Here is a 19662-nt window from a genome sequence, read left to right as displayed (position 1 = left end):
TTGGCTGTCGCCGCTGTCTCAGGTTTCCTGCAGCAGGGGCTGCAGTGCCTTGTCTATCGCTTCACGCGCCCTGAATATGCGCGATCGCACTGTACCTACCGGACACTGCATGACGCTCGCAATGTCCTCATAGCTAAGGCCGTCAAATTCACGCAGGGTCAACGCCGTACGCAGATCCTCAGGCAGCTGCTGGATTGTCCGGTGCACGGCACCTTCGATCTCATCCCTCAGCAAGGATCGTTCCGGAGACTCGATGTCCTTCAGAGCGTGATCGCCCTCATAGAACTCCGCGTCCTCGGCACTCACATCGCTATCTGGCGGACGTCTGCCGCGTGCCACCAGATGATTCTTCGCCGTATTGATGGCGATACGATACAGCCACGTATAAAACGCACTGTCACCGCGGAAATTGCCAAGCGCTCTGTAAGCCTTGATGAAAGCTTCTTGAGCGACGTCCTGGGCTTCCTGTGCGTCATGTACGAAGCGCACGATCAAACCTAGGATCTTGTGCTGGTATTTCATTACCAGCAAATCGAATGCGCGCTTGTCACCGCGCTGTACCCGTTCAACCAGTTGCTGATCCTGTTCCTGGGTCAACATGAACACTCCTCGTTAAGCCGATGAGAGTGTTGCGCAACCCAATGGACCGACTCGCCAACATTGACCAAGAAGTTGCGCAAAAGTTCTCCCCTCTAGGCAAGCTTCGAAACGAAGCTCTTTACTACACGACTCGACCTGACGAACATCGTCAGGTCGATGCTGAATTTTTTACAAAAACTGACGCTCCATGACACCTCGGGAAGAATCACGTTCACCGAGCTAGGTACCCGGGCCATAACGGATATTGATTATCCGTGGCTCGAAAGGTTCCAGATGCGACAGGCAGTGGGCTGGGGCGCTATTCTGCCGACCCTCGGTGCCTTTCGCTAGAGATGAGGGCTAATAGCCTACATGAACCCCATGCATTCGTACGACGTTCTGATTATCGGTAGCGGAGCCGCCGGGCTCACCGCCGCCCTTTCGCTTCCGGAAAACCTCCGCGTTGCAATGCTCACCAAGGGCTCGCCTGCTGATGGCTCAACGTATTGGGCGCAGGGCGGCGTGGCCGTTGTAATGGACCCGGCAGACAGCGTTGAATCACATATCGAGGACACCCTTGTAGCAGGCGGCGGGCTGTGCAATGAGCGGGCTGTGCGTTTCACTGTAGAAAGCGGGCGCACATCGATCGATTGGCTGATCGGGCAGCACGTGCCGTTCACGCGATCACCTTCTTCGAATCAGGATGAAGGGACGAGCGCATTCCACCTTACTCGAGAAGGTGGCCACAGCCATCGCCGCGTCATTCATGCAGATGACGCGACAGGTGCGGCGATTTTCCAAACGCTCTACGCGCAAGCCCTCGACCGGGAGAATATCCAGATCCACGAGCACTACGCTGCCGTAGATCTGCTGACCGAACGCAAACTTGGCTTGCATGGGGATCGCTGTCTGGGTGCCTACGTACTGAATCGCGAAACCGGAGTGGTGGAAACATTCGCGGCACGCTTCACAATCCTCGCCTGTGGTGGTGCAGCGAAAGTCTACCTTTATACAAGCAACCCCGACGGGAATACCGGTGACGGCATCGCCATGGCATGGCGTGCAGGTTGCCGTGTCGCGAACCTGGAGTTCAACCAGTTCCATCCAACCTGCCTGTATCATCCCCAGGCAAAAAGCTTCCTTATCACCGAGGCGCTACGAGGCGAAGGCGCCTACCTGAGGCTTCCTAATGGTGAGCGATTCATGGATCGCTTCGACCCTCGCGGTGAGCTTGCTCCTCGCGACATCGTGGCGCGCGCGATCGACCATGAGATGAAACGTCTGGGTGTCGACTTCGTGTACCTCGATATTACCCACCGTCCGGCCGACTTCGTCAGGTCTCACTTCCCTACCGTCCATGAGCGCTGCCTGAGCTTCGGCATCGATATCACCAAAGACCTCATCCCGGTCGTACCAGCGGCGCACTATACCTGCGGAGGGGTGATGGTCGATGAGCATGGCCGCACCGATGTGCCCGGCCTGTATGCCATTGGCGAAACCAGTTGCACCGGCCTGCACGGCGCAAACCGAATGGCGAGCAATTCGCTACTGGAGTGCTTTGTCTACGGCAGAGCCGCTGCTGCCGATATTCAGGAGAACCAGAATGTGCTGATGCCCGCGAACCTGCCTGATTGGGATGCAAGCCAAGTGACTGACTCGGACGAAGACGTCATCATCGCGCACAATTGGGACGAGTTGCGGCGCTTCATGTGGGACTACGTGGGTATCGTGCGGACGACCAAAAGGTTGCAGCGAGCCCAGAACAGGATCCGCCTGCTGTTGGACGAGATTGACGAGTTCTATAGCAATTACAAGGTCAGCAGGGATCTGATCGAGCTGCGCAATCTTGCGCTTGTGGCTGACCTAACCATTCGATGCGCGCTGCAACGCCAGGAATCACGAGGCCTCCACTATACACTCGACTACCCCGCTACCCTGCCAGTCGCGGAGGACACTATTCTGGAACCGCCCACCGCTGCCGACTGAAACGCAATCGCACCCGCAGGCGCCGATGACTGCGAGGCGCGAGCGCATCCAGTGGCAGAACGACCGCCCGAGCGAAGCGGTCATCTACAAGCCGGAAACAGATCACGATGCAGAACGGCAACGCGATGCTTGTCGGAAGCAACTGGGCCGCGCGCCACTGTCCTGCCCTGGAATGAAACCGCCACCCCTGCCCATCGTGCCGTACGCCGGTCACTGCAGCATCACAGCGCTGGAGGATGTCGCGACGCAGGGTGCGCTTTGCGTGTACGCCGCACACCGCAAGGCCGAACAGGCACGCCCAGATCGGAATATCGGACAGGGTTAATGAGAACACGCAGCCAAGCTGCACGAGCCCATATAGCCAAAGCAGTACCCGCGACGGCCGCCAGTGGCATTCAAACGGTTCGATCCGCCCCACGTCCATGTGGTAGGCCCCTTCAGGATTTTGGCTGTACGCGATCCAGAATCATGCGGACCATGCGCCGAAGGTCTGGATCTTCGGGCTCGCCGCGCTGCATGAACCAGCCGAACATGTCCTGATCCTCGCAAGACAACAGCTTTCTGTAGCGCGCCTGATCATCCGCATCAAGATGCGGGTAGACCTCCTTCACGAACGGCACCAGCAGAACATCAAGTTCCAGCATGCCGCGGCGGCTGTGCCAGAACAGTCGGTTGAGTTCGATCTCGTCAGACATGGGGACTCCTTCAGTCGGTCGCGCATTATAGCGGCACCCCGCCGCTGACAAGCCACCGGCCGCACTCTATGATGAAGAACAGTCAACAGATTCGATGGACCCATGACGCAATCCTTCTTCGTTCGCCTGACACATGAGCGTGTCCTGGCCGTACGCGGCCCAGACGCCAAGAAATTCCTTCAGGGCCAGCTCACCTGTAACCTTGATTATCTGGATGACGGCGCCTCTAGCCTCGGGGCACGTTGCACACCAAAAGGTCGCATGATTTCGAGCTTCCGCATCGTCAAGGATGGCGATGGATACCTGCTGGCCATGTCGGGTGATTTGCTTGATGCTCAGCTGGCTGACCTTAAGAAATATGGCGTTTTCTCGAAAGTCACTCTCGCCGAAGAAGCGGAGTGGACGCGGATTGGCCTGTATGCGCCGGACGCTCCTCTTGTAGAGGTCGAGCCCGCCTTTCTGCATGATGCAGGCGCGACGGCCGTAATTGGAAACCGACTCTACCTCGCCCTCGATGCCCACCGCGGCGAAGTCTGGGTCCGGGGAGCCAAAGCCGATGACGTGCTGACGGACATATCAGCAACGTTCAGCGAAGCGGCGCTGAACGACTGGCTGCTTGCGCAGATACGAGCCGGCGTAGGCCAGGTGTTCGGTGAGACCCGCGAGCTTTTCATTCCGCAAATGATCAACCTGCAGGCGGTTGGCGGCGTCAGCTTCAAGAAGGGTTGCTACACCGGCCAGGAGATCGTGGCCCGGATGCAGTACTTGGGAAAACTCAAGCGCCGCCTCTATCGCCTGTCGGCCGATACGAATGTAATTGCCCCGCCGGGCACTCCGCTCTTCTCGCCCGTACATGGCAGCAGTGTCGGCGAAGTCGTCTTGGCGGCGACAACACCAAGCGGAGTCGAGCTCCTCGCCGTCCTGCAGGACGACGCGGCGCAAGATGGCAACGTGCATCTGTTCGAGCCAGATGGAACGGCACTGAATTTGCTGGAGCTTCCCTACACCCTGGACCGTGACCAGGAAATCCGCCGCTGACAATAGCTCGGCGCGGGAATCAGCCGGCCCTGCAGCCGGCTATCTCTGATAAGGAAGTGCTGCCTTGAACACCCTCGCCGATGCCATACAGAAGGAACTCATTGATGCGATCGAAAACGATCGCATCACCTTGCCAACGCTTCCCGAAGTTGCGCTCAAGGTACGCGAGGCCGCCGAGGATCCCGATATTGGCATCCCGCAACTGGCTCGCGTGATTGGAAACGATGCCGCACTGAGTGCTCGAATCATCAAGATCGTCAACAGCCCTCTGCTGCGTACCAGCAAGGAGATCACTGACCTTCAGACAGCCATCGGGCGGCTCGGGATCAACTACACCTGCAATCTGGCAACCGGGCTCGCCATGGAGCAGATGTTTCAGGCGACCTCCGATGTTGTCGACCGTCGCCTGCGTGAGGTCTGGACCCGCAGTACGGAAGTCGCCGGTATCTGTCACGCGCTTTGCCGCTATTACACGCGCCTCCCAGCGGACCAAGCGATGCTCGCCGGTTTGGTTCATCAGATTGGGGCGCTGCCGATCCTGACCTTTGCCGAGGAGCGCGGAGGGCTACTTGACGACGCGATCAGCCTGGACCGGCTCATAGACAAGCTTCATCCGATGCTGGGAGAGAAGATCCTCACCACTTGGGACTTCCCGAAGCCGATCGCCATCGTGCCAATGCAGTACCTTAACTACACGCGCCAATCCAATAGCGTGGACTATGTCGACATCGTGCAGGTCGCTACGCTGCAAAGCCCCGTCGGAAATGCGCCAGCGGTGCAGGAAGAAGACTGGGCCAACGTCGCCGCGTTCGCGAGGCTTGGGCTGGACCCCAGCACGAACATGAAAGAGGACGAGGACCTTTCCGAAGCGATGGCGGCGGCTACCCGCATGCTACAGAGCTAACGCGCCGCCGCGCCATGCGCGGCTAACAACCCTGAGCGCATCCCCGCTACCCAGCCACCTTTGCAGGCGAACCGACATGCGGCAGCTACTGTTCACACTGCTGATGGTTATGGCTGGCGAAAGCTTCGCTCAGGACAGGCTACGCTTGACCAGCGGAGAATGGCCACCCTACCTTGGCAGCGCCCTGCCACACCGTGGCGTAGGTTCGCGGATTGTAGAGGAAGCGTTCGCGATACAGGGTATCGCTGTCTCCTGGGAGTTCTATCCCTGGGCGCGCTCGCTCAGGTTGGCCGAACTGGGCCAGCGCGACGGTAGCGCACTTTGGCTGAGGACACCGGAACGCCTGGCTGCGTACTACGTAAGTGACCCCGTACTCGAAAGCGAGTACTACCTGTTCTATCGCACCAACGCCCCCTTGCCGGAACGCGCGGAAATGGAGCATATGCAAGGGCTACGCGTTGCCGCAGTAATTGGACACTACTACGGTGAGGCGTTCAGGGACGCCGAGGCCGACGGGACGCTCGACGTGATTCGCGTTTCCCGGGAGGCACAAGCGCTGGATCTACTACTCGCCGCAAGGGTAGATGTGGTGCCGATCGATCGCATCGCTGCAGACACGATTCTCGATCGACTTTCTGAGGAGCAGCGAACGGCGATCATGGAGAGCCCGCACGTATGGCGCCGAGAATCGCTTCACCTGATGTTGTCACGGAAGAACCCAGAGAACGCCGCACGAATTCAGGCTTTTAATCGTGGTCTCGCCATATTGAAAGCACGCGGCACGATCGAAGCCTATGTAAAGCAGATGGCATCCGAACTGGACATCCCCTAGGCCCTACTCGGCCGGAAACTGCACACGCACCTTGAGTCCGCCAGACACACCGTGGTCCAACGTGATGCCCGCTCGATGAATTCGGACGATCTCACCGACAATGGCGAGCCCCAATCCCGCTCCGGCCCCATGTTCCTGGCCGCGGTAGAACCGTTGGAATACCTGCTCGCGCTGCGCTTCGGGGATCCCCGGGCCATCATCTTCCACTTCGAGCGCCCCGTCCGACAGCACTCGGAGCACGACATTGCCGCCAATCGGGGTATGCGCGATCGCATTATCAAGCAGATTGCTCAGCAATTCGTTCAGCAGGATCGGGTCACCGGAGACTCGGAACGGGGCGTCCGCCTCCAGTGCCAACGCGACGCCACGCTCATGGGCAAGCGCCGCCATGGCAAGTGCAAGATCCCGTGCGACCTGGGAAAGGTCCACGCGCTGCGCTCCGCCTTCCGCAATGGTTTGCGCACCGTGCTCGACCCGCGCGAGGGACAACAGCTGGTTTGCCAGCTGGGTAAGACGGTTTGTGTCCTGTGCCGACGCTTGCAAAGTCTCACGCCATACCGTGGGACTCTCGTCCCGTAGACCCAGCTCTATACGAGCCTTGAGCGCCGCCAAAGGCGTCCTCAACTCATGGGCCGCATCGGCAATGAACTGAGCCTGACGCTCGAACTGGTTTTTCAGTCGGCCCGTAAACTGATTCAAGGCCGTCACCAACGGACGAAGCTCGCGTTGTACGGTGAGCTCGGGTAGCGGACGGAGATCGTCTGGCTGCCGCACGGTGACATCAGCGCTTAGCTTGGCCAGTGGTCTGAGCGCAGCACTCACCGCCATCCAGACGAGCAATAGCGCACCGATAGCCAGTAGCGCCATGCGCCACAGGGTGTCGTTGAGCAACGTCCGGGCAAGTGCCTCTCGCTGCCCTTCCGTTTCGGCGACACGGATCTCAGCCATCCCGCTGCCCACTGGCCCTGACACCGGCTGCATCAAACTGACGACTCGCACACCCAGCCCCTGGTACGTCGCGTCATAGAATCGGGCCAGGGCAGGATAGTCCTCGGTAAGATCTACATCAGGCGGCGGACTGGGCAGGTCTTCATAGCCAGACAGCAACTCCCCTTTGAAGTCGAGCACCTGATAAAAGATGCGTCCCGTGCTATCGAGCGCGAAAGCATCAAGCGCGAGATAGGGGACGTTGACCTGCAGCTCGCCATTCTGAAGATCCAGCCGCTCGGACACCGAGCGTGCGAATGCCAGCAAGGCACGATCGTAGGCAGTATCGGCGGCAGCGCGGCCGTTAAGGTAGGCAGTCCAACCACTGATGATGAGCAGGACCGCAAGTAATGCCGCCAACCTTCGCAGTAGCCGCCCGCGCAGACTGCCATTGTCACGCATCGACTTGTTCCAGCAGATAACCAAGTCCGCGGAAGGTCACGATGCGAATGTCGTGGCCTTCGATCTTCTTGCGTAATCGGTGCACGTAGATCTCGATCGCGTCGGGGCTCGCCTCCTCGTCGAGGCCAAAGACCTGCGAAGCCAACTGCTCTTTACTCATGACCCGACCAGGCCGGGCGATCAACGCCTCTAGCACCGCCTGCTCACGCGACGTCAGGCTTAACGCCTGCTCGCCGAGCATGAAGCGTCGCGTGCCCAGCTCATAGGTCAGTGATCCGCACCGCTGAGACTGTTCACCACCAAGCACACTACGGCGGAGCAACGCCTTCACGCGCGCCTCCAGCTCGGTCAGCTCGAAAGGCTTGGCCAGATAGTCATCCGCACCCAGATTCAGGCCGTGGACACGGTCCTTCACGTCTGCCCTCGCGGTCAGCATGAGCACCGGGAGGGTCTTGCCGCGATCACGCAAGCGGGACAGTACCTGGAAACCGTCAAGCCGGGGCAACCCGACATCCAGGATGGCCAGTGCATACTCCTCGCTGGTCAGCGCCAGGTCTGCGGCGACGCCATCCTGAAGCACATCAACACTCAGACCAGCCGCCTTGAGCGCCTTGGCAACGCTTTCGGCGAGCGGCGGATGGTCTTCGGCCAGCAAAATTCGCATCGCCTGTTCCCTCTTCGAGCGTGACGAAGACGCGCAGTGTACCCCGCCGCCTACCAAGGCTCACCATGGCAGGCGGCTACCACCTCACAAACTCAGACGACGTCCGGTAGGCGCCAATCGATTGCAGCCAGGCCACGCTGCTCGAGAAACGCATTGCAGCGGCTGAAATGTCCGTTGCCCAGAAAGCCCCGATGCGCAGAGAGCGGCGACGGGTGTGCAGACTTCAGTACCAAATGCTTCTTAGGATCGACCAGGCGCTGTTTGCTTTGCGCGTGTGCACCCCATAGCAGGAACACCAGGTGATCCCGCTGCTCGCTCACAACTTCGATGATGCGGTCCGTGAAGGGCTGCCATCCCTGCTTGGCATGCGAGCCGGCATTCCCCTGTTCGACGGTCAGCGATGTATTGAGCAAAAGAACTCCCTGTTCCGCCCACGATTGCAAGTAGCCATGCGTCGGCATGTCGATGTTGAGATCGCGCTTAAGCTCTTTATAGATGTTCTGCAAGGATGGCGGTGCTGGCACACCTGGCTGGACAGAAAAGCAAAGGCCATGCGCTTGGCCGGGCCCGTGGTAAGGGTCCTGGCCAAGGATGACCACCTTCACCTGCTCGAGGGGCGTCGTATTGAGCGCGTTGAAGATGAGCGGCCCCGGAGGATAGATGGCCTTGCCAGCGGCCTTTTCCTTTTGCAGGAATGCCCGGAGCTGTGCCATATAAGGCTTGTCGAACTCGTCACGCAAGGCGTGCTTCCAGCCGGGTTCAAGCTTGATACGTTCTTCGTGATCCATCGCTGCACCGCCTTGTTGCCGAAGCCGGGCACGCTAGTGAACCCGCTATGGCAAGTCAACTTGAGTACGCCCCGGTGCCCAGCGGGGTGACGCGTTCAGGCGTGCGCGGTAGGATCGCGCTCTGCCCATGGATTACTGATGAACGGCTCTCTATCTCCCACCACTATCGCGCCGGATCGCTGCCCCTTGTGTGGCGCGCGGAACAGCTGCGCCCTGGCAACCGCCAAGCCCGGCACCGCCTTGGATTGCTGGTGTTTCCACACAACTGTTAACCAGGCGGCGCTAGCACAGCTCCCCCCTGACGCCGTGACGAAGGCCTGCCTCTGCCCCAGCTGTGCCCGACGTAGCGACGCCCGACTTAGCGATACACATCGTGCGGCCGATAGTTGAGCCGTGCGCATAGACCGACTGATCAGCAACCTGCCTTGCTATAACCGGCAACAGGCTCGATATCTATTGAGCAGCGGACGCGTGCGTGTGAATGGAACGCTTGCGAACGACGCGCGGCTGGAGGTACGCGTCTTCGATACAGTGCAAATCGATGACGAGGTCATTCAAGCGGGCCTGCCAGCGCGATACCTGATGCTTCATAAACCGCCAGGATATGTCAGCGCGACCGAGCATCACGAACATCCCACCGTACTTGACCTGATCGGCGAACCGGGCGGACTGCACCTGGCCGGTCGCCTGGACCTCAACACCACGGGCCTAGTGCTATTGACGAACGACGGCCAATGGTCCCGTCGACTTACCTTGCCAGACCGGCGGCACGCCAAGGTCTACCGCGTTGAAACGGAAAACCCTATCGATCCACGATGCATCGACGCCTTCGCTCAGGGCCTGTACTTCGCGTACGAAGGCATCACTACGTTGCCGGCTGAACTCGAAATCCTCGAACCGAAGCTCGCAAGGCTGACACTGCACGAAGGCCGCTATCACCAGGTGAAGCGGATGTTCGGCCATTTTCGAAACAAGGTGACCCGCCTGCATCGCGAAGCAATAGGCCCACTCAACATTTCAGGACTCGCGCCAGGGATGTTCCGTCCCCTTACATCCGCCGAGATCGATGCTTTTTAACCCGTGGCATGCAGGTCAGCCACCTACGCTTCTCATCGGTTCGACATTCAGGTATAAAGTGCGCCGATGCGGGCGTCGTATAATGGCATTACCTGAGCTTCCCAAGCTCATGACGAGGGTTCGATTCCCTTCGCCCGCTCCACATGCCCGTTTCCACATGTTCCCACATGCACCGGAAACACCCTCGAAGCCCCGCCTAGTGCGGGGTTTCTTGTTTCTACATGCTTACCGATATGCCCATATAGCATTGCCCACGGTGTACACCAGCTTGTACACTGGGAAAAATGACCTAACTAAGGTGTACACGGATGAAGCGTTCGGAGATCAGAAAACGCCCGCTCGCCGACACGGTATTGGCGAGCCTGGAGCCTGAAAGCAAGGAATATCGGGAGCTGGACGGCAACGGCCTGTACTTCCGCGTAAAGGCCAATGGTCAAAAGGGCTGGCTGCTGCGTCACAAGAAGCCTGACGGGCGCTGGGGCTGGCACGGCCTGGGGGGCTATCCCGAGATACCAGCCAAGGTAGCCCGCAAGAAAGCACTGGAGCTACGTGAACTGGTAGCCCATGGCGTAGATCCGGTACAGCACAAGGCAGCGCAGAAAGCCGCCAGGGAAGCCGCTGTGCTGAACCCGTTCCGCGAATCGGTAGCCTACTGGTATCAGCGCAAGGTGGATGACGGCCTAGCCGAAAGCACACTCCGCCTGATGCGGGGCTACCTGGACAACGACATTCTGCCGGCGCTAGGCGATAAGCCAATCACAGAGATTACCCCGAGGGACTGCGTTGCCTTGCAGGAGAGCATCGAGGCCCGAGGCGCAACGAACACACGCGACAAGATCCGCGTTGCCCTACGCCAGATATTCAGCCAGGCAATCGCCCGTGGCCTATGCGAGGTCAACCCAGCGTCCGAGCTGGTCACTATCGCTACCAAGACGCCACGCGCTAAGCCATACCCTCACCTGTTAGAACCTGAGCTGCCGGCCTTCCTGCAAGCCATGCGGGGTAGTACCAGCCGCACGCCTGCCCGTACAGCGACCTGGCTGTGCCTCTGGACGGCTTCACGGCCTGGAATGGTGCGATGGGCTGAATGGTCAGAGATCGACTTCGAAACGGCGCTGTGGACGATTCCAGCGGCCAAGATGAAGGCCCGCCGTGACCATGTAGTGCCGCTATCCCGCCAAGCGCTCGATGCGCTACGCGAACTGCACCGCCTGACTGGACGTGGCCGCTATCTATTCCCCGGCATCGGTGCGAAGCAGCCAGTTATCAGCGAGAACACAATTAACCTGACACTGCGCAAGATCGGCTACAGAGGCCGTTTGGTAGGTCACGGCACCAGACACACCGCTAGCACACTATTACGCGAACACGGGTGGCATAGGGACCATGTAGAGGCCCAGCTAGCGCATAAGGAGGAAGGCGTGGCAGGCATCTACAACCAAGCCCAGTACCTGCCCCAGCGCCGGGCCATGATGCAGTGGTATTGCGACTACCTGGACTGCCTGGCTGATGGCATGACCCCGGCACAGCGGGCCGACTATGACCGTCGCGTCAACGTCATCGAGAGCAACATCGTCGAGCTGGTGCGCGCATGAAAAAACGAAAAACGGCCTGATGCCATACCTACAAAACCTACAATACTTTGACACATTCTGTTACATCTATTCTGTTGTATATGCATACAGGTGCCAGCTAGGCTTTTATTAGGAACAGAACAGTTCCCGCTATTGCTGAAATTGAGGCACTGCATCAAGGCTCCAGGTGGAGCGGCCGGATGGCCTATGCAGGAGTAGATTTCTAAGTCCCCAGGGGGGAAGCGATAAGCCCATGCACTCCGCACAGCCGCTAGGCCGTGAGAGTGCGTTGTGCTTACGCTTCTCACTGCCTATGAAGCGTAAGCCTTGAAAATTGTTCGAGGACTGCGCTTATGCAAACACCTTCCAAAGCACTCATCCGCCAACCCGCGCTTTGCGAATGGCTCGACCTGTCCCGCTCGGGATTGGACAAGCTCCGCAAGAAAGATCCCTCCTTCCCGAAGCCGATCAAAGACGGCGATACCCGCCAGGCCGCTGCGTATTACGTCGTGGCTGAGGTAGAAAGCTGGCTCCGCTCGAAGATCGAAGCGAGGGATGCCGCATGACCACCAACAATTCGTTCGATATGTCGTCGCACATGGACTTCGGGCTTAACGAGCTGTTGCCCTTGGTTGCCGGCTATGCGCATAGCAGCGGGCATCCGCCGCAAGCGGCTTTGGTGGCATCGTTCTTATTCATCTCCACCCTTCTGTATGCGAAAGGCGTCTCCCGCGACGAAATGGTGGCTTGTATCGACAGCGCCCGGCCCACATCGCACGATGCGCCGGAGGGCTTGCAATGATGATTCTTGCATCCACACCTCCCCGCATGTATCGTCGGCCTGTCGCTGCAAATTCAGCGACCGGGTTTGGCGACCCGAACACTTCTAGGCGCACAAGCGCCCCATATCCGATAGCAGGCGCTTTTTTTGCGTCCGCCGTTTCGAGTTATGGCGGCTGTGCGTGGGAGACCGAAAGGTCTGCCGGGTTCCTAGAGTCTCGGTTCGCCAACCTGCGTACAGCTGCCACCCATAATCGTTTGGCGACGATCCGTGGCAGCTCCTTAACTCTAGGAGCTACACCCATGCGCACTACCCTGACCCTCAATCCGTCCGCCCACGCCGCCGCCTGGAAGGCCCGCGCCTTCGCGGCCCTGCGCGCTGATTCGTCCCTTTCCGTCCGCCTGCGCCGCTACAACGAAGCGATGGCCCGCGCCCGCTCCCTGGAAACCGTAGGGGGTGCGAAATGAGCAAGGCAGACACCAATCTGGCGATGGTCACGGACGACGCAATCGAGCAGGTCCGTTATGGGAAGGAACACGCCCGCTGGCTTGCCGCGCTGATGACTGCGATTCACCGAGAGCTAGAGCCAAGCCCCGCGCTGCTGGAGTGCCGCGCAAACCGCGCGAAGGATTTGGCCAGCCTGGGGCAATACCTAGCTGATGATCTGGCCAACTACATGCACAGCCGCGCCGATGAACTGCAACAGCAGGCTGATGCTGCTGGGGGTGCCCAATGAGCGCCGTCTGCTGGAGTCACCTGCTGCCCGATCCGTCGCGCATGGGCCGTCTGTCCGCTGATGATCTGGACGCCATCGAGCGCACAGCTGAATGCGAGGCGCTGACCGTGGCCCACGGCATTTCCGCCATTGGCGAGCTACTGGCCTGGACCGCTGACGCTGGCGAGCTGGACAACGACACCGCCCGCAATATCGGCTGGCTTATCAACTCGCTGGGCACGCTGTCCGGCAGGCTCGCTGATGTTGCAAACGGCGCCGAGTACGAACTAGAGCGCCGCAAAGCCGCCGCACCGACCCCGACCGCAGAGGGCTAAACCATGAATATTCAAAACGGCGCCAGTGCGCCGAGGGGATCGGCGTGCCTGGAAAAAGTCCTGGCCCGGCTCGACAAGGTGAAATCGGACGGTGCCGGTAAGTGGAAAGCGTGCTGCCCGGCGCACGACGATAAAGACCCCAGCCTGAGCATTCGCGAGGCCAGCGACGGCAAGGTGCTGCTGCATTGCTTCGCTGGTTGCACTGCTACCGATATCGCCGCCGCTATCGGCCTGGAATTGCGCGACCTGTTCCCCGGCCTGCATCAACCGCGACGTGGACCAAGCAAAGCCGCAGTACAGCACGAGCGCACCATTTATCAGATCGGCCTCTCGATGCAGATGCAGGGCTGCCGCTTAGACGCCGAAGACCAAGCCCGTTTCGATCTGGCCAAGAAACGACTGGGGGTGAATCAATGACTGCCGTCGCTAAAGATCGCTTCGCAACCGAGTGGAGTTTGCTGGATCAGCTGCCAGGCTTTGCAGCCGAGATGCCAGAACATGCGCTCGCGTCATTCATCAACCCGGCGATTCAGCCGCAAGCGCTGCCAGTAGGACTTACACCAGCGCTGCCTTGGGAGGATGAGCTGCTGCCGAAAGAGCTTCGCTACTTCGTCCGAGACGTGGCAGACCGTACCCAGTGCCCGCCAGACTTCGTAGCCGTCGCGCTCATCGTCGGAATCAGCGCTGTGGTAGGACGCAAGTTCAGCATCCACCCGAAGCAGCACGACGACTGGGAGGTCGTGCCGAATCAGTGGGGCTGCATCATCGGCAGACCTTCCGCGATGAAGTCACCCGCCATGAAGCAGGCGCTACGCCCGCTGGCCGCGTTGGAGGCAAAAGAGCGGGAAAAGCACCGGGACGCGATGACCGAGCATAAGGCCGCTGGCGAAATCCTGGACCTGGAGCGCAAGTCCGCCAAGGAAAAAGCCAAGAAGCTGATGACCGATGGCAAGAAGGACGCCGCGCTAGCCGCCCTGACCGAGTTCGCAAACGATCTTCCAGCACCAGTCGCCCGCCGCTACATCGTCAACGATGCCACGGTGGAAAAGCTGGGCGAGCTGCTGAACGAAAACCCCAACGGCCTGCTGCTAGTACGCGACGAGCTGGGCGGATGGCTTGCAACGATGCAGACGGAGGATGGCGCTGTTGGTCGCGCCTTCTACCTGGAATGCTTCGACGGCAACGGATCTTTCGTTTATGACCGGATCGGGCGCGGAACCGTGTTTATCGAATCCTGCTGCCTCTCGCTGATCGGTGGCATTCAGCCCTCGCGTATCGCGCCACTGGTGCGCGGGGCGGTCACTGGTGAACTCGACGATGGCCTGGTGCAACGCCTGCAACTCGCTGTATGGCCGGATGATGATCGGGAGTGGTCGCTCGTGGATCGCTGGCCGAACAAATCTGCCAAGGATCGGGTAGACGCGGTTATCGAGCGTCTGGACCAGATGCCGGATGAACCCCGCAAGGCGCTGCACTTCGTACCTGAGGCGCAAGAGCTATTCAACGCTTGGTACACCGAGCACATGCTCGAAATCAGGCAAGGCGATATCCACCCGGCGCTGCAATCGCACTTTATGAAGATGCCGCAGACCATCGCCGGACTGGCCTTGCTGTTCGGCCTGATCGACGGCGGGACCGAGGCTGTTTGCATGCACGCCACGGCTCGCGCCCTGGACTGGGCCGATTACCTCAAGTCGCACGCTGCGCGCCTGTACGGTGCCGCGATCAATGCGCCGCTGATGGGCGCCCGCTTGATTCTGGAGCGCAAGGAAAAACTGCCAGAACCGTTTACCCCGAGGGAAGTTCGGCTCAAAGGCTGGGCCGGTCTCGACTCGCTGGAAGCGGTTAACGATGCGCTCGCCACCCTGGCCGAACACCACATCGTCATCGGCTACGAAGTCGCTAGCGATAAGGGCGGACGCCCGTCCAAGCGGTACGTCTGGCGGAGGGCTGCATGATGGGACGGTGGATGCAGAAAATCGAAAAACACGCAGGCGAGGCACCTACAAAACCAACGAAACCCAGTTTTGTAGGTTCTGTAGGCACCCCATCGGCGCATTTTCAGAAAACGCCGTCTGCAAACGACCCGATAACCGCTCCTCAACTGGGCTGGCTTGCAGCAGTAGCCTCGCTACTGGAGGTCGGCACGATGCACTTGATAGAGAAGGGCTTCGTAGACCGGCACGACCTAGAGGAACAGGCAAACGCCGATCCACGCACAGCTGCCGCACTCATCAAATCCAACCCGAGGTGGCGCCAATGCTGACCGCAATGATTACCGGGCGGCTTGTGAAGCTGCCCCAGCTCAACGGTGAGGGTCGCTACGTAGGAACTGTGGCGTGCTTCGAGGCTGACAGACCGGTGCGGATCGCGATCCGCCGCCAGGTTCACGCGAAGCAGCTGATGGAGCTGCCGCAAGGATCGCCCGTGGCTATATCTGGCTTGCTGCGCGTGATGCCCACGATCAACGACAAGGGCGAGCCGCTCGCACTGCTCACGCTTGAAGTGACCGCCGTTCTCACCCCACAACCCAAGGGTCTGCTGGCCCGCCTGTTCAACTGAGGATATCCACATGACCGACAATACCCAGCCCAGCCACGAAGAACTTACCGCTGAGCTTGAACGCCTACGCCAGAAGAACGCCGAGCTGCTGGACGAACTCAAACGCGCCAAGGCAAAGAGCAACGACAGCAGTGGCGAATTGGAGACGCTGCGCGCAGAGGTTCGCAGTCTGCGTCTCGATAAGCCGCTCGACGCTATGTTGGCTGACCTGTTCGTCGTCTCCCCGCGACTGGCTCGCGCAGAGCTTGAGCAAGAATTCAGCTTCGAGCTGGATGAAGCCGGCGATATCGTGGTGCTGAACAAGGAAGGCGAGCGCGTCACTGTCGAAGATCCGCCCGAGCAAGGCCATATCCGAGGCAAGCAGCGCCCGATTGGATTTAACCGCGACGACCTGCGCAAAGTGCTAGCCGAGACGGGAAAGTGGGACCGCATCCTGATTGGCACTCGCGCTACGGGTGGCGGCGCTTCTGCTCAGCCTTACCGAGGCCAAACCACTACAGCCGCCCCAGCCGGGGAACCGCAGCCTGCCAAAGCTGGCTTTGGTCTTCGCTAATGCTATAATGTTACAGCGACCTCCCGTGGGGGTCGCTCCCTCCGCCCTGTGGGCACCCTCTCGTTACACCCCGGCCCGTGGCCACCCCCCTCCGCTTGAGTCTGTGACCCTGCGAATCAAACCAATCTGATTCGAGGCAATATCTCATGGCCGTTACCCGCCTAACCGACGTAATCGTTCCCGAAGCCTTTACCGACTATCTCGTGCAAAACACTATGGAGCGTACCGCCCTGGTGCAATCCGGCGTCATGGCACGAAACGCCGTTATCACTGCCCAGCTCAATGCTGGTGCTGATTCGTTCTCTGTGCCGTTCTGGCGTGATTTGGGGGATGAGGAGGCCAACATTAGCTCCGACGATCCCACCGTTTTCTCCACTCCGAATCTGATTCAGGCAAGCAAGCAGCTCGTCCGCAAGGCGTTTCTGCACCAGTCCTGGTCGGCAATGAACCTGGCAAGCGAGCTGGCCGGATCTGATGCAATGGCGCGCATCCAAGATCGCGCCGTAGCCTACTGGGACCGCCAGCTACAGCGCCGCCTTGTCGCATCGCTTAACGGGGTACTGGCCGACAACGTGGCCAAGGACAGCTCCGATATGGTGCTCGATATCACTGCCGCTACCGCCAATGCATTCAGCCCCGAGGCAGTCATCGACGCTGCCGGCACGCTTGGCGATGCAATGGACGGCGTTACCGGCATCGCGATGCACTCCGACCTCTACCGCCAGGCGCTGAAAGCCGACCTCATCGAGTTCGTTCAACCGAGCGCTGGCTCGATGCGGATGCCGACCTATCGTGGTCTTGCTGTCATCGTCGATGACGGAATGCCCAAGGTTTCGGACGGCGATACCGGCTTCAACTACACCAGCGTTCTTTTCGGTCAAGGCGCTATCGGCTTCGGCCTGACTGCCCCAACCGTCGCAGATGGCACGGAGCTGGAGAACCTGCCGAGCGCTGGCCGTGGTGCTGGTCAACAGATCCTGCATTCCCGCGTGAACCTGGCCGTACACCCTGCCGGCTTCGCCTGGGTAGAAGGCACCATCGCTGGTGAGTCTCCGACTATTGCGGAGCTTGCTACAGCAGCCCACTGGAGCCGCGTAGTCGAGCGGAAAGCCGTCCCGCTGGCCTTCCTGGTCACCAAGTAAGTGAGGGAGGGGCCAGCAATGGCCCCTTTGTCGTTATGACCGAGAAGAAAGCGCGAAACGCCGTCACCGGCACCCGCAAGAAGCCACCAGCGAATGCAGCAGAGACGCTGCTCGAACTGGCCGCTAGTGGCTACAACAAGAAAGGTCTGGCCTACCGGCTGGGCACTACCGTGGAGACCCTCAACAAGTGGCTGGAGATCCACCCGGAGCTGCAACAGGCGCTCGACGAAGGCAGAGAGCGCGAGCATCACGCTCTGTTCAATGCGCTGTACGAGAACGCTACCAAGGGCGGCAACGTAACCGCCGCCATCTTTCTGCTGAAAGCGCGTCATGGCTACCGCGAAGGGGATCAGTCAGAGATCGCCAACAAAGTCTCTATCAACTTCCAGCTTCCGGGGGCGCTGCGCCTGGAGGACTTCGCCAAGGACGTTAGCCCGTCAAAAGGGAGCCTGAGCCATGACGATTGAACTCAACGACTTTCAGCAGCGAATCATGCTGCTACCTGAGGAACTGGACGTGTTCTGTGGAGGCGGCCGTGGGGGCGGCAAGTCGTATGGTCTGGCCCTGCTCTGCCTGCGCCACGTCGAGCAATACCAAGAGAAGGCCCGCATTCTGTACCTGCGCCGCACCTATAAGGGCTTGGCAGACTTCGAACTGATCTGCCGGGAGCTGTACGGCACGGTCTACGGATCAGCCGCACGATACAACGCCGCCGAACATGTCTGGCGCTTCCCGAACGGCGGTTATCTGGAGTTAGGCCAGCTCGAAACGCACGCGGACTACACGAAGTACCAAGGCCGATCGTTCACGCTGCTGATCGTGGATGAGGCGGGCCAGTACCCTAACCCGGATCTGCTCGATCTGATGCGCTCGAACCTGCGCGGCCCCAAGGATATGCCGATTCGGATGATCGTAGCGGCGAACCCCGGTGGCCCTGGGCACTACTGGCTAGCCAAGCGTTATGTTTTCACCACGGCGCCGTGGAAGCCGTTCCTAGAGGCCAAGAGCAAACGCCAGTGGGTCTATGCGCCGTCCACCTTCGATAGCAACCGCTTCATTGATACAGACCAGTACCGCGACCAGCTCGAATCGGCCTGCCCCGATGATCCCGAGTTGCTGCGCGCATGGATGACGGGCGATTGGGCTGTGAACCGTGGTGCCTACTTCGCGTCTGTGCTCGATGAGAGCCGGAACGCGGTTGACCCATGGAAGCACATTCCCGACACATGGGAGACCTGGCTAGCGCACGACTTCGGTTCATCCGCTCCGAGTGCAACCTACATCTTCGCGCAGTCGCCAGGCGGTGAAGGCCCGGATGGGAAGTTCTACCCGAGGGGAAGCCTTGTCCTGGTAGACGAGCTGGTGACGGCAAAACGCGACAATCCCAACGCGGGGCTGGGGTGGACCGTACCTGTGCTAGCGGAAGAAATCGTAGAGATGTGCAAGCGATGGGACATCCGACCTTATGGCGTGGCAGACGATGCCATATTCGCCAAGGGAGGCCATGCAGCCGGCTCTATCGCAGATGAGTTCCAACGGTGCCGCGTTTCGTTCAGGCCGGCTAGAAAGGCGGATCGAATCACCGGATGGAACATTATGCGGCGGTTACTCGCTGATGCCGGGAAGGTAGATAAACCTGGTCTGTATATCAGTCGTGGATGCACCTACCTGTGGGAGACGCTACCCACGCTGGCACGCGATCAGAAGCGTGTGGAAGACCTGGATAGTACCGGGCCGGATCATGGGGCTGATGCGGTGCGATATGGCTGCCTGAGGCGAGATATCGTGAAGGCGCTCAAGATGAAGCTGTGGATCTGATGAGCAGTTGCCAAGGAAGGCGGTTCTGTAGGTTTTGTAGGTGAACCATGGGTGCGTTTTGGGAAAATTCAGGAGCTGAGAGCGTGCGAATTCGATCAGCTCGAACGATAAAAAGAACTGCTCAAAAAATAGCCAATTCAGCCCCAGCAACCGGCATCTTGTACACCCATATGTACACCCGAACTTTAAAACAGCCTGAAAGCCCCGTATTCACTAGATAGTTCGATTCC

The 19662-nt window shown here is 59.7% G+C and carries 25 protein-coding genes and 1 tRNA gene; 20 read left to right on the top strand and 6 right to left on the bottom strand.

What is annotated here, in order from left to right; all coding sequences use genetic code 11:
- Positions 1 to 18 precede the first annotated feature (18 nt).
- On the bottom strand, positions 19 to 600 hold the full coding sequence (gene rpoE / locus ACY8D3_RS03745) for an RNA polymerase sigma factor RpoE (protein WP_462381749.1): 582 nt from the start codon (positions 598 to 600) through the stop codon (positions 19 to 21).
- Between the two features lie 351 nt (positions 601 to 951).
- Between rpoE and nadB the strand changes: the two genes are divergently transcribed.
- Positions 952 to 2565 (top strand): L-aspartate oxidase, encoded by a 1614-nt coding sequence (gene nadB / locus ACY8D3_RS03740; protein WP_462381748.1) that lies wholly within the window; start codon positions 952 to 954, stop codon positions 2563 to 2565.
- Here the strand turns inward: nadB and ACY8D3_RS03735 are convergent.
- Positions 2534 to 2989, bottom strand: a complete 456-nt coding sequence (locus ACY8D3_RS03735; RefSeq protein WP_462381746.1) for a protein YgfX — start codon at positions 2987 to 2989, stop codon at positions 2534 to 2536. The two genes, nadB and ACY8D3_RS03735, sit on opposite strands and share 32 nt — an antisense overlap.
- Positions 2990 to 3002: 13 nt before the next feature.
- Complete coding sequence (locus tag ACY8D3_RS03730; RefSeq protein WP_462381744.1) at positions 3003 to 3260, bottom strand: FAD assembly factor SdhE; 258 nt, start codon at positions 3258 to 3260, stop codon at positions 3003 to 3005.
- 102 nt (positions 3261 to 3362) lie between these two features.
- On the opposite strand from ACY8D3_RS03730, the gene ygfZ reads away from it, so the two are divergent.
- The 3 genes from ygfZ to ACY8D3_RS03715 all read left to right on the top strand — a co-directional run bounded on the left by ygfZ (position 3363) and on the right by ACY8D3_RS03715 (position 6034).
- Positions 3363 to 4298 carry a CAF17-like 4Fe-4S cluster assembly/insertion protein YgfZ gene (gene ygfZ / locus ACY8D3_RS03725; protein ID WP_462381742.1) on the top strand — a complete coding sequence of 312 codons (936 nt, stop codon included), beginning with the start codon at positions 3363 to 3365 and terminating at the stop codon, positions 4296 to 4298.
- A 64-nt stretch (positions 4299 to 4362) separates the two neighbouring features.
- Positions 4363 to 5202 carry an HDOD domain-containing protein gene (locus ACY8D3_RS03720; protein ID WP_462381740.1) on the top strand — a complete coding sequence of 280 codons (840 nt, stop codon included), beginning with the start codon at positions 4363 to 4365 and terminating at the stop codon, positions 5200 to 5202.
- A 76-nt stretch (positions 5203 to 5278) separates the two neighbouring features.
- Entirely contained in the window at positions 5279 to 6034 is a 756-nt protein-coding gene (locus tag ACY8D3_RS03715) for a substrate-binding periplasmic protein (RefSeq protein ID WP_462381738.1), read from the top strand.
- 3 nt (positions 6035 to 6037) lie between these two features.
- Here the strand turns inward: ACY8D3_RS03715 and ACY8D3_RS03710 are convergent, their stop codons facing one another.
- The 3 genes from ACY8D3_RS03710 to ung form a co-directional block, all read right to left on the bottom strand.
- On the bottom strand, positions 6038 to 7423 hold the full coding sequence (locus tag ACY8D3_RS03710) for a sensor histidine kinase (RefSeq protein ID WP_462381736.1): 1386 nt from the start codon (positions 7421 to 7423) through the stop codon (positions 6038 to 6040).
- On the bottom strand, positions 7416 to 8087 hold the full coding sequence (locus ACY8D3_RS03705; RefSeq protein ID WP_462381734.1) for a response regulator: 672 nt from the start codon (positions 8085 to 8087) through the stop codon (positions 7416 to 7418). The genes ACY8D3_RS03710 and ACY8D3_RS03705 overlap by 8 nt, the downstream gene beginning before the upstream one ends.
- Before the next feature lie 92 nt (positions 8088 to 8179).
- On the bottom strand, positions 8180 to 8875 hold the full coding sequence (gene ung, locus ACY8D3_RS03700; RefSeq protein WP_462381732.1) for a uracil-DNA glycosylase: 696 nt from the start codon (positions 8873 to 8875) through the stop codon (positions 8180 to 8182).
- 138 nt (positions 8876 to 9013) lie between these two features.
- On the opposite strand from ung, the gene ACY8D3_RS03695 reads away from it, so the two are divergent.
- From ACY8D3_RS03695 to ACY8D3_RS03620, 16 genes are all read left to right on the top strand, one after another.
- Positions 9014 to 9265, top strand: coding sequence for a cysteine-rich CWC family protein (locus ACY8D3_RS03695; RefSeq protein WP_462381730.1), 252 nt, complete (start codon positions 9014 to 9016; stop codon positions 9263 to 9265).
- Positions 9266 to 9268: 3 nt separating this feature from the next.
- Entirely contained in the window at positions 9269 to 9952 is a 684-nt protein-coding gene (locus ACY8D3_RS03690) for a pseudouridine synthase (RefSeq protein WP_462381728.1), read from the top strand.
- 68 nt (positions 9953 to 10020) lie between these two features.
- Positions 10021 to 10094: transfer RNA gene (locus tag ACY8D3_RS03685), tRNA-Gly, on the top strand.
- Positions 10095 to 10260: 166 nt separating this feature from the next.
- Positions 10261 to 11547, top strand: coding sequence for a tyrosine-type recombinase/integrase (locus ACY8D3_RS03680; protein WP_462381725.1), 1287 nt, complete (start codon positions 10261 to 10263; stop codon positions 11545 to 11547).
- Between the two features lie 332 nt (positions 11548 to 11879).
- Positions 11880 to 12092, top strand: a complete 213-nt coding sequence (locus ACY8D3_RS03675) for a helix-turn-helix transcriptional regulator (RefSeq protein WP_462381723.1) — start codon at positions 11880 to 11882, stop codon at positions 12090 to 12092.
- Positions 12089 to 12328 carry a hypothetical protein gene (locus tag ACY8D3_RS03670; RefSeq protein ID WP_418651928.1) on the top strand — a complete coding sequence of 80 codons (240 nt, stop codon included), beginning with the start codon at positions 12089 to 12091 and terminating at the stop codon, positions 12326 to 12328. The genes ACY8D3_RS03675 and ACY8D3_RS03670 overlap by 4 nt, the downstream gene beginning before the upstream one ends.
- Positions 12329 to 12609: 281 nt before the next feature.
- Entirely contained in the window at positions 12610 to 12774 is a 165-nt protein-coding gene (locus ACY8D3_RS03665) for a hypothetical protein (RefSeq protein ID WP_462381721.1), read from the top strand.
- The gene (locus tag ACY8D3_RS03660; RefSeq protein ID WP_462381719.1) at positions 12771 to 13043 is read left to right on the top strand and encodes a hypothetical protein; all 273 of its coding nucleotides are present in this window, start codon (positions 12771 to 12773) and stop codon (positions 13041 to 13043) included. The genes ACY8D3_RS03665 and ACY8D3_RS03660 overlap by 4 nt, the downstream gene beginning before the upstream one ends.
- Entirely contained in the window at positions 13040 to 13357 is a 318-nt protein-coding gene (locus ACY8D3_RS03655) for a hypothetical protein (RefSeq protein WP_462381717.1), read from the top strand. Before ACY8D3_RS03660 ends, ACY8D3_RS03655 begins: the two co-directional genes overlap by 4 nt.
- A gap of 3 nt (positions 13358 to 13360) precedes the next feature.
- Positions 13361 to 13774: a CHC2 zinc finger domain-containing protein gene (locus tag ACY8D3_RS03650; protein WP_462381715.1), complete on the top strand. Its 414-nt coding sequence runs from the start codon at positions 13361 to 13363 to the stop codon at positions 13772 to 13774.
- On the top strand, positions 13771 to 15315 hold the full coding sequence (locus tag ACY8D3_RS03645) for a YfjI family protein (protein WP_462381713.1): 1545 nt from the start codon (positions 13771 to 13773) through the stop codon (positions 15313 to 15315). Before ACY8D3_RS03650 ends, ACY8D3_RS03645 begins: the two co-directional genes overlap by 4 nt.
- 301 nt (positions 15316 to 15616) lie before the next feature.
- The gene (locus ACY8D3_RS03640; RefSeq protein ID WP_462381711.1) at positions 15617 to 15919 is read left to right on the top strand and encodes a hypothetical protein; all 303 of its coding nucleotides are present in this window, start codon (positions 15617 to 15619) and stop codon (positions 15917 to 15919) included.
- A 10-nt stretch (positions 15920 to 15929) separates the two neighbouring features.
- Positions 15930 to 16472 (top strand): hypothetical protein, encoded by a 543-nt coding sequence (locus ACY8D3_RS03635; RefSeq protein WP_462381709.1) that lies wholly within the window; start codon positions 15930 to 15932, stop codon positions 16470 to 16472.
- A gap of 146 nt (positions 16473 to 16618) precedes the next feature.
- Positions 16619 to 17614, top strand: coding sequence for a major capsid protein (locus ACY8D3_RS03630; RefSeq protein ID WP_462381707.1), 996 nt, complete (start codon positions 16619 to 16621; stop codon positions 17612 to 17614).
- A 35-nt stretch (positions 17615 to 17649) separates the two neighbouring features.
- Complete coding sequence (locus ACY8D3_RS03625; protein ID WP_313239733.1) at positions 17650 to 18081, top strand: hypothetical protein; 432 nt, start codon at positions 17650 to 17652, stop codon at positions 18079 to 18081.
- Complete coding sequence (locus ACY8D3_RS03620) at positions 18071 to 19432, top strand: phage terminase large subunit (RefSeq protein ID WP_462381705.1); 1362 nt, start codon at positions 18071 to 18073, stop codon at positions 19430 to 19432. Before ACY8D3_RS03625 ends, ACY8D3_RS03620 begins: the two co-directional genes overlap by 11 nt.
- Positions 19433 to 19662: the final 230 nt, after the last annotated feature.

Source organism: Pseudomonas sp. Marseille-QA0892 (assembly GCF_054950135.1).
This window is presented reverse-complemented; position numbering and strand designations above follow the sequence as displayed.

What these genes read in the sequence shown, in the direction of transcription:
- ACY8D3_RS03635 (WP_462381709.1), top strand. Translation starts at nt 15,930, where the DNA reads ATGACCGACAATACCCAGCCCAGCCACGAAGAACTTACCGCTGAGCTT.
- ACY8D3_RS03675 (WP_462381723.1), top strand. Translation starts at nt 11,880, where the DNA reads ATGCAAACACCTTCCAAAGCACTCATCCGCCAACCCGCGCTTTGCGAA.
- ACY8D3_RS03670 (WP_418651928.1), top strand. Translation starts at nt 12,089, where the DNA reads ATGACCACCAACAATTCGTTCGATATGTCGTCGCACATGGACTTCGGG.
- ACY8D3_RS03655 (WP_462381717.1), top strand. Translation starts at nt 13,040, where the DNA reads ATGAGCGCCGTCTGCTGGAGTCACCTGCTGCCCGATCCGTCGCGCATG.
- ACY8D3_RS03715 (WP_462381738.1), top strand. Translation starts at nt 5,279, where the DNA reads ATGCGGCAGCTACTGTTCACACTGCTGATGGTTATGGCTGGCGAAAGC.
- ACY8D3_RS03665 (WP_462381721.1), top strand. Translation starts at nt 12,610, where the DNA reads ATGCGCACTACCCTGACCCTCAATCCGTCCGCCCACGCCGCCGCCTGG.
- ACY8D3_RS03695 (WP_462381730.1), top strand. Translation starts at nt 9,014, where the DNA reads ATGAACGGCTCTCTATCTCCCACCACTATCGCGCCGGATCGCTGCCCC.
- ACY8D3_RS03705 (WP_462381734.1), bottom strand. Translation starts at nt 8,087, where the DNA reads ATGCGAATTTTGCTGGCCGAAGACCATCCGCCGCTCGCCGAAAGCGTT.
- ACY8D3_RS03680 (WP_462381725.1), top strand. Translation starts at nt 10,261, where the DNA reads ATGAAGCGTTCGGAGATCAGAAAACGCCCGCTCGCCGACACGGTATTG.
- ACY8D3_RS03620 (WP_462381705.1), top strand. Translation starts at nt 18,071, where the DNA reads ATGACGATTGAACTCAACGACTTTCAGCAGCGAATCATGCTGCTACCT.
- ACY8D3_RS03710 (WP_462381736.1), bottom strand. Translation starts at nt 7,423, where the DNA reads ATGCGTGACAATGGCAGTCTGCGCGGGCGGCTACTGCGAAGGTTGGCG.
- ACY8D3_RS03660 (WP_462381719.1), top strand. Translation starts at nt 12,771, where the DNA reads ATGAGCAAGGCAGACACCAATCTGGCGATGGTCACGGACGACGCAATC.
- ung (WP_462381732.1), bottom strand. Translation starts at nt 8,875, where the DNA reads ATGGATCACGAAGAACGTATCAAGCTTGAACCCGGCTGGAAGCACGCC.
- ACY8D3_RS03640 (WP_462381711.1), top strand. Translation starts at nt 15,617, where the DNA reads ATGCTGACCGCAATGATTACCGGGCGGCTTGTGAAGCTGCCCCAGCTC.
- ACY8D3_RS03730 (WP_462381744.1), bottom strand. Translation starts at nt 3,260, where the DNA reads ATGTCTGACGAGATCGAACTCAACCGACTGTTCTGGCACAGCCGCCGC.
- ACY8D3_RS03630 (WP_462381707.1), top strand. Translation starts at nt 16,619, where the DNA reads ATGGCCGTTACCCGCCTAACCGACGTAATCGTTCCCGAAGCCTTTACC.
- rpoE (WP_462381749.1), bottom strand. Translation starts at nt 600, where the DNA reads ATGTTGACCCAGGAACAGGATCAGCAACTGGTTGAACGGGTACAGCGC.
- ACY8D3_RS03650 (WP_462381715.1), top strand. Translation starts at nt 13,361, where the DNA reads ATGAATATTCAAAACGGCGCCAGTGCGCCGAGGGGATCGGCGTGCCTG.
- ACY8D3_RS03735 (WP_462381746.1), bottom strand. Translation starts at nt 2,989, where the DNA reads ATGGACGTGGGGCGGATCGAACCGTTTGAATGCCACTGGCGGCCGTCG.
- ACY8D3_RS03625 (WP_313239733.1), top strand. Translation starts at nt 17,650, where the DNA reads ATGACCGAGAAGAAAGCGCGAAACGCCGTCACCGGCACCCGCAAGAAG.
- nadB (WP_462381748.1), top strand. Translation starts at nt 952, where the DNA reads ATGAACCCCATGCATTCGTACGACGTTCTGATTATCGGTAGCGGAGCC.
- ygfZ (WP_462381742.1), top strand. Translation starts at nt 3,363, where the DNA reads ATGACGCAATCCTTCTTCGTTCGCCTGACACATGAGCGTGTCCTGGCC.
- ACY8D3_RS03645 (WP_462381713.1), top strand. Translation starts at nt 13,771, where the DNA reads ATGACTGCCGTCGCTAAAGATCGCTTCGCAACCGAGTGGAGTTTGCTG.